This is a genomic window from Vicinamibacteria bacterium, assembly GCA_035620555.1.
Classification (GTDB): Bacteria; Acidobacteriota; Vicinamibacteria; order Marinacidobacterales; family SMYC01; genus DASPGQ01.
This window is the reverse complement of the sequence record DASPGQ010000273.1, coordinates 1-7,477: the sequence shown is the minus strand read 5'-3', so window position 1 is coordinate 7,477 and position 7,477 is coordinate 1. Positions and strand designations below refer to the sequence as shown.

General features: G+C 63.4%; 7 protein-coding genes. 6 read left to right on the top strand and 1 reads right to left on the bottom strand.

The features are described from left to right. On the bottom strand, window positions 1–663 hold a 663-nt coding region (locus tag VEK15_11265), incomplete at its 3' end, for an SGNH/GDSL hydrolase family protein (GenBank protein ID HXV61265.1). Between the two features lie 177 nt (window positions 664–840). Between VEK15_11265 and VEK15_11260 the strand changes: the two genes are divergently transcribed. The 6 genes from VEK15_11260 to VEK15_11235 all read left to right on the top strand — a co-directional run. After that, window positions 841–2,421 carry a hypothetical protein gene (locus VEK15_11260; GenBank protein HXV61264.1) on the top strand — a complete coding sequence of 527 codons (1,581 nt, stop codon included), beginning with the start codon at window positions 841–843 and terminating at the stop codon, window positions 2,419–2,421. Next, window positions 2,418–3,407 carry an AAA family ATPase gene (locus VEK15_11255; protein HXV61263.1) on the top strand — a complete coding sequence of 330 codons (990 nt, stop codon included), beginning with the start codon at window positions 2,418–2,420 and terminating at the stop codon, window positions 3,405–3,407. The genes VEK15_11260 and VEK15_11255 overlap by 4 nt, the downstream gene beginning before the upstream one ends. 148 nt (window positions 3,408–3,555) lie before the next feature. Continuing rightward, entirely contained in the window at window positions 3,556–4,350 is a 795-nt protein-coding gene (locus VEK15_11250; GenBank protein ID HXV61262.1) for a cyclase family protein, read from the top strand. 35 nt (window positions 4,351–4,385) lie between these two features. Continuing rightward, a complete protein-coding gene (locus tag VEK15_11245; GenBank protein HXV61261.1) occupies window positions 4,386–5,780 on the top strand; it encodes an amidohydrolase family protein in 1,395 nt (464 codons plus the stop codon). Window positions 5,781–5,861: 81 nt separating this feature from the next. After that, the gene (locus VEK15_11240; protein HXV61260.1) at window positions 5,862–6,986 is read left to right on the top strand and encodes an aminotransferase class I/II-fold pyridoxal phosphate-dependent enzyme; all 1,125 of its coding nucleotides are present in this window, start codon (window positions 5,862–5,864) and stop codon (window positions 6,984–6,986) included. A 124-nt stretch (window positions 6,987–7,110) separates the two neighbouring features. Beyond that, the coding region (locus VEK15_11235) for a hypothetical protein (GenBank protein ID HXV61259.1) at window positions 7,111–7,477 on the top strand (367 nt) is incomplete at its 3' end.

Here is a 7,477-nt window from a genome sequence, read left to right as displayed (position 1 = left end):
GTTCGGATGCACTCCATCGTACGTCAATCGCGCCCCGTCGAAGCCGGTGTAGTGATCCACGATGCGAACCGAAGGATGTGAGGCGAGCCGGGCTATCTGGGCGTTCAACTCGCGGATACGCCGGTTGGCTGACTCGGTCGTGGTCGGGATGATCTGGGCGAGAAAAATTACCGGGCTCGGCTCGCTTGCGCTCGCGATATCCACCAGGCGAGACAGCTCTTCGACCGTGCTTTCGACCGACTGTCGCTGGAACAGGTCGTTCGATCCGAGATGCACCAGGATCGCGTCGGGCCGATGGGTCTCGACCCAGCCAGGAAAGGACTCGAGAATCTCGTCGACTCTCCATCCCCAGTGCCCCTCGTGGTCGAGATCGAAATCACGATGGGGGGGACCGCCCCGGTGGTTGCTCGTTTGGGTACCGACGAAGTCGATGGAATGGCCGCTGGCCTCGAGGCTCCTCCACAGAGGGCGACGGTAGCTGTCGTGCTCCGAGTCGGCCTGAGTGATGGAATCTCCCAACGGCATGATGCGGAGCGCCGAGGTCGGAGCGGCGCTCGTCGTGGGCGCCGTTTTTTGGACGACAGGGGTTTCGGATCCGCAGCCCGAGCCCGCGAGAATCGCTGCCGCGACGAAGCCGAATCGCGCTAGGATAGTCTGGGACACGCGCCGGATCTTAGCAGCTTCGGACGAAGCCTCCTGGTATAGAATACGCGCGGTCATTTGAGAGGTCTTTAGCCTTCCTGTTGAGCGGCCCGTCGCGGAAGCCGGCAGCTGAGGGAGTACCGGTCGACGACGGGCTCACCCCAAGAGGCTCGTCGCGGAAAGGTGGAGCGCCACGTCGTGAGGAGCGTTGAAGCGACCGAACGCGGGGTCATTCTCGGTTTTCTCGAGCGAATCGACCGGCGGCTTCGTTTCGACGACGTATTGAGATCGCTGAGTCAGGCGCTCTGGGCCCTCCCGGGTTTCCTGATCGCGGCGAAGCTCTGGGGTCCCATCCTCCTCGCCGTCTATGGCGCCGGCCTTTCCGGGTATCTCCTGTGGGTGTACCGGCGGACGTCGAAGCAAAAAGGCCTCGAGCGCTCCGCGGTGGTCGCCGACAGCCGGGCGGACTTGAAGGATTCTCTCAAGAGCTCTCTCGCTTTTCTCGGCCTTCCCGAGCGCAGCGAATGGATGGTCTATCAGATCGGCCGAACCGCCGCGGTCGCCGAGGGGCTGGATGGTCCCGAGATCGCACCGCACTCTTTGCCCCGCGGTTTCTATCACGCGGCGGGACTGGCCGCGCTCGTGGCGGCTCTCATCGCGTTGGGCCCGCTCTGGTTTCCCAGCGGAAAAGGCGTCGCTTATTGGCCGTTCGGCCAGCGGGGCGAGCCGGAAACGATGGCGGAGCTTCTCGACGAACAAACCGAGGACGGTGTCGTTCCCGAGATCCTGCCCGAGGAGGAGGCCGTCTCGCAGCTCCGCGAGCGAAACCTGGATCTGGCAGAGTCGCTGAAGAAGCTCGAGGAATCTCAAGAGGCTCTGGCCGCCAGCCGAGTCGACCTGGAAAAGCTGCAGGGCGATTTCGAGAGGCTGGCCGAAGAACTGACTTCCTCGGCGACTCTCTCGGAGCTCGCGGAAGCACTCGGGGCTCAGAACGCGGAACAGGCCGCGGAGCTGCTGCGTCAGCTCGCCGAGCGCCTCGCGGAATCGGGGAGCCGCGAAGAGCTCCAAGCCCTTCTCGAAGCTCTCGAGAACGCGAGCGTTCAGCAAGCGGACCTCGCGCAGCTTCTCGAGCAGCTCGCGAACGCTCCGGCGAACACCGATCCCCAGAGTCTGGCGGAGATGATGGAAGCCCTTCGACAAACGGCCGACCAGCTCGAATCGATGGGTCAGCAAATGGGCCAGCAGCCCCTCGACGAGATGAGCGGCGAGGCGATGCAGTCGCTCCAGGCTTCGCTCGGCCAGCAGCAGCAAGCCCCGGGTCAGCAGTCGACGGGTCAGCAACAGCAGCAGGCCGGAGGACAAGCGATGGCGAGTGCCTCGGGCATGATGAGTCAGCTTCAGATGGCGCAGATGCAGGGCGATCCCTCGAACGCGGTTCCCATGGACGCGGGGCCGGCGGGTGACGCGACCGGACCGGGTGGCGCCGGCGAAGAGCAGGTTCTGGGAGAGGCGACGACGCTCGACGTCCAGCTCGAGATGGAGATTCTCAAGGCCGAAGAGCGCGATCAGCCCGTACCCGAGGAGATCTTCGAACGCTTGTCTCGCGAAGAGAAGTCCACGCTGAACTACGAGGTGGTCTCACCGCGCGGATCCTACGCCGATGAGAAAGCGCTGTCGCACGAGGCCGTGCCTTGGCCCTACCGGGCCCTCGTCAAACGCTATTTTCTTTCACTTGTTGCCATTTCCGAAGCGAAAGCGGAGTCGAGCAATCAGAAATGATCGAGATAGAGAAAGAGATCGGACAGTTCCACAAACAATATCGGGTCGTTCTCGAGGAGATATCCCGCGTCATCGTGGGGAACGAGGAGATCGTGAGCGGCATCATGACTTGCCTGCTCACCCGCGGGCACGTTCTGCTCGAGGGGATACCGGGCCTGGGGAAGACGAAGATCGTGCAGACCCTCGCCGACGTCCTCAACCTCAAGTTCAACCGCATCCAGTTCACCCCCGACCTCATGCCCGGAGACATCATCGGGACGAACGTGGTGCGAGAGACCGAGCTTGGAGAGAAGTACCTCGACTTCCAGCCCGGCCCGATCTTCTGTAACTTGCTCCTCGCCGACGAGGTGAATCGAGCCACTCCAAAGTCGCAGTCCGCGTTGCTCGAAGCCATGCAGGAAAAGAGCGTTTCGGTGGGGAAGGTGACGCACCGCCTCGAGGAACCGTTCTTCGTCATGGCTACCCAGAATCCCATCGAGCTCGAGGGTACCTACCCGCTTCCCGAGGCTCAAATGGATCGGTTTCTGTTCAAGCTGAAGATCGTGTATCCCACCATGAAAGAGATGCACGAGATCATGGATCGGACGACGCGAGTGGAAGAGCCGGTCGCGAAAGCGGTGCTCGAAAGGGGAGACGTCCTCGAGATGCGGAAGACGGTGCTCTCGGTCCCCATCGCGAAGCCGGTACAGGACTATGCGATCCGATTGACTCTGGCCACCCACCCCAACTCGCCTCAGGCCCATCCCCTGACCAACAAGTACGCTCGTTTCGGCGCGAGTCCCCGCGGCACCCAGGCACTCGTCCTCGGAGGCAAGGTACAAGCGCTTCTTCACGATCGGGCCCACGTCGCCTGCGAAGACATCCGCGCCACCGTTTTCGGCGCTCTCCGGCATCGCATCCTCTTGAACTTCGAGGGCGAAGCGGAGCACGTCGACACCGACGATATCCTGCGCGAGATCGTCCGCGACACGCCCGAGTCCCCGTAGTCGAGGCCCGGCTCGAGCACCTCGGTTCGGAGTTATCGGCTCGCTCTCTCCGTCGCCGGAAGGAATGGCAGCGATAACACGAGGCGAGGTTTGAAACCAGCATGGGCGCCTTTTAGTATCAGCCGATTCAAGATCAAGGAGGACGCCAATGCAGCGAGTGGCGGTCGTGTTATTGCTCCTGAATGCCTGCGCCAGACCGGACGAGACCCCCGGCAAGGGGATCGACTTGGAGGCGGCGAGGATCATCGATCTCAGCTATACCTACGACGACGAAACCCTTTACTGGCCGACGTCCCCGACGAAGTTCGAGCTTCAAGAGCTGGCCCACGGTCCGACCGATGGAGGATATTTCTATTCGGCTTATTCCTTTTGCACTCCCGAGCATGGCGGGACCCACATCGATGCACCCATCCACTTCTCGGAGACCGGGCGCACCACGGGGCAGATTCCCGTCGACCAGCTCGTCGCGCCGGGAGTGGTCATCGACATGTCGGAGGAGGCGGCCGCGGATCCCGACGCGCTTCTCGGAGTCGAGACGATCGAGGCCTGGGAGGGGCGCAACGGACCGATTCCGGCGGGCGCCATCGTCATCCTTCGAACCGGCTGGGGAAAAAGGTGGCCCGACGCGCGTTCCTATCTTGGCGACGACACCCCCGGGGACGCGAGCAACTTGCATTTTCCATCCTACGGTGAAGCGGCGGCGCGCTATCTCGTGGGCGAGGTGGCGGTGGGCGCTCTGGGCGTCGATACCGCGAGCATCGACACGGGGCAATCGACAGATTTCATCGTTCACCAGGTAGCGGCTGCGGCCAATGTACCGAGCCTGGAGAACATCGCGCGGGCGGATGAGCTTCCCGAGAAGGGCTTCTACGTCGTCGCCCTCCCGGTGAAGATCGGGAAGGGTTCCGGCGGGCCGGTGAGGGTACTCGCGATTGTGCCATGAGTCACCGGTCGCATAGGATGCCGCCGGAGAAAACGATGTCGAGAATCTTTCTTCTGGCCTGGCTTCTCGTTTGCCTGTCCGCTTGCGCCGAGGTCGAGGCGCCCTCCGTGGTCGACGATGCGAGGGCGACCGCCTTCGTAGACGTCAACGTCGTTCCCATGGACAGCGAGCGGGTGTTGGAAGGACAGACGGTCATCGTGCGGGATGGCCGTATCGATGCCCTGGGAGCTTCTGGGGAAATCGGCGTTCCCGCCGGGGCGGAACGCATCGAGGGCTCGGGACGATACCTGATGCCCGGTCTCGCGGAGATGCATGGGCATCTTCCCAGTCCGAACATGCCGCAGCAGGTCACCGAGGACGTGCTCTTTCTCTACGTTGCCAACGGCGTCACGACCGTCAGGGGCATGCAGGGGAATCCGTCGCAGCTCGAGCTCCGCGAGCGGATCGAAGCGGGTGAGCTGATCGGTCCCATGCTCGTCCTCGGAAGCCCGTCGATGGCGGGCGACCGGGTGGAAACCGTAGAAGACGCGAGGCGGCTGGTGAAGGAGTACGAGGAAGCGGGATTCGATCTGCTGAAGGTCCACGAGGGATTGTCTGCCGAGGTCTACGCTGCCATCGCCGAAACGGCGGGTGAGCTCAACATCCCATTCGGTGGACACGTGACCGACCACGTCGGTCTCCTCGAGGCGCTCGAAGCCGGGCAGACGACGATCGACCATCTCGATAACTTCATTCAAGCGCTCGTCCCCGAGGAGCGGATGCCCGATGAGCCGCCGGGGCTGCGCGGAGTCGGCAAGGTCCTCGACCTGGTCGACGAATCCCGCATGGATCGCGTCGTTCAGGCAACACGTGACGCGGATGGCTCGGTCGTGCCCACGATGGTTCTGTGGGAGAGCGGTATCTTCGCCACCAGGCCGTCGGCGGAGCTTCTGGAAGAGCGGAGCGAGGTGCGCTACCTGCCGCCCGATATGGTCGCGCGCTGGGTCGAGGCGGTCGACGAGTCCATGGCCGGTGAGGACCTCGAGACGCACCGAAGGATCGCGGAGCTCCGCCGCCGCATCCTACTCGCGCTCCACCGAGGCGGCGTGCGCATTCTGCTGGGAACGGACTCGCCCCAGATTTTCAGCGTGCCCGGATTTTCGATCCACCGTGAAATGGCTTTGTACGTGGACGTCGGGATGACCCCTTATGAGGTGCTTCGGTCGGGGACGCGGGTGGTAGGCGAGTACCTCGGCCGGGATATCGGATCGGTCGAGGTCGGCAAGCGGGCCGATCTCATCCTCCTCGAGGCCAATCCGCTCGAGGATGTGGCGAACGTAGCCAAACGCGCCGGGGTCATGGTCGCGGGACGGTACTTACCCGAGCCGGAGATCGAGGAAAGACTCGCGGCGATTGCCTCGAGACATGCGGCCGCGGGCGGCACCCAGTAGACGGCGGCACGCGTCTTTGTCCCGTGACATGACCGGCGGGGCTTTCGTCCGGTCTAGAGTCTTCGTACAGGAGGAAATTTCATGAGACTCCCCTTGTTTCTCCTCGACGAATGGCTCGAGCGGCACGAGAGCACGACACGGTACAACCTGGCGGCGAGCACCGGGCCCTCGTGGCGGCTCGAGGACCTCCTCGAGCTCATGACCGATCACGAGAAGGACAGGCTCTATCGCACGCCACTGACGTATTGTCCCGGCACGGGGGCGGAGTCTTTGCGTGGAGCCATCGCTTCCATGTACGGGGCCGAGGCGAAGGAGATTCAGATCGTCACTGGGGCTTCCGAAGCGCTGCTGTCGCTCTTCTATCTCGCCGCGGAGCCTGGGGCCAACGTAGTCATTTCGCAGCCCTGCTTTCCTCCGATGGCGACGATTCCCGAGTCTCTGGGTCTCGAGGTGAGACCCTACCGACTTCGGCACGAAGAGGGCTTCGTGATCGACCCGGAAGCGGTCGAGCGCCTGGTGGATGCGAACACCAAGCTCGTCCTGGTGAACTCGCCCCACAATCCCACCGGGGCCACCGTGTCGGAAGAGGCTCTCCGGCATCTCGACGCCTTCTGCTCGAAACGCGGGGTCCAGCTCGTCGTGGACGAGGTCTACCACCCGATCAATCGAAACGACGCTCCGCGTTCCGCCGCGGAGCTCACCGAGGCGACCGTGCTCGGCGACTTCTCGAAAGCCTTCAGTCTCGCCGGTCTTCGTGCCGGCTGGGTGGTGGAGCGGAACCCGGAGAGGCGCAAGCAATACTGGAATGCGAGAGCCCATTTCAGCATCTCGAACAACTTTCCCGGCGAGCTTCTGGCCGAGGTGGCCGTCAGGAATCGGGACGCGATCTTCGATCGGGCTCGCGCTGTCTCCGAGACCAACCTGGCGTCGCTCGATGGCTTTTTTCACGAGCATTCCAACCATCTCGAGTGGGTTCGCCCTCCGGGTGGCATGACCGGGCTCCCCCGTCTCGTTCACGCGCAGGATGCAAGACCGTTTTGTGAATCGGCCGCCGCGCGGGGCGTGCTGTTGGCCCCGGGAGATTGCTTCGGGGTTCCTAATCACTTCCGCCTCGGCTTCGGCGCGTGCACCGAAGGATTCGACCAGGCGCTCGAGCGCGTTTCCGAGGCCCTTTCGGCTGCGATGACGTCGACGAGCCATTCATGAGCCGGATCGGCCGCCGACGCCGGATGAGGGTTGCCGCCTTCGTTGGCGCTCTGGCGGCCGGGTGCGGGACAGTTCTTCTCCCACGGAGCCAAATCAGGTTCAGGAGAGTTGGTACATCTTTCCGGTGATGTGCTCCAACTGCCCGGGCCTGACCAACGTCGAGATCGACCGCACGGTGAGACCGTTTCTAGCCAGACTGGCGGTCGGTGAGCTGACGTCCGTGCGCGCCGTGGCCATCGAGGAGTGTGGAACCGAGCAGCCGATGCTCCAGATCGTCCGCTGGATCGTCAGCGACTCCTCGGTCATCGCCGTGGAACCGAGTAGCCCGGAGTCGGCCATTGTGACCGCCCTCAACCCCGGTCGGTCTCGATTAGTGGCCGAACGGATGCTTCCCGAAGGTGGCCTCGGCCAGGTGGGGCTTCGCGACCCATTCCTGGAGTTGTCTCAATGCACCATGCTTCCCGAGCTCGTCTTCGAAATCGTGCCCGAGA

Excerpts from the sequence above, each read along its gene's own strand:
- VEK15_11240 (HXV61260.1), top strand. The coding sequence starts at position 5,862 with ATGAGACTCCCCTTGTTTCTCCTCGACGAATGGCTCGAGCGGCACGAG.
- VEK15_11255 (HXV61263.1), top strand. The coding sequence starts at position 2,418 with ATGATCGAGATAGAGAAAGAGATCGGACAGTTCCACAAACAATATCGG.
- VEK15_11245 (HXV61261.1), top strand. The coding sequence starts at position 4,386 with ATGTCGAGAATCTTTCTTCTGGCCTGGCTTCTCGTTTGCCTGTCCGCT.
- VEK15_11250 (HXV61262.1), top strand. The coding sequence starts at position 3,556 with ATGCAGCGAGTGGCGGTCGTGTTATTGCTCCTGAATGCCTGCGCCAGA.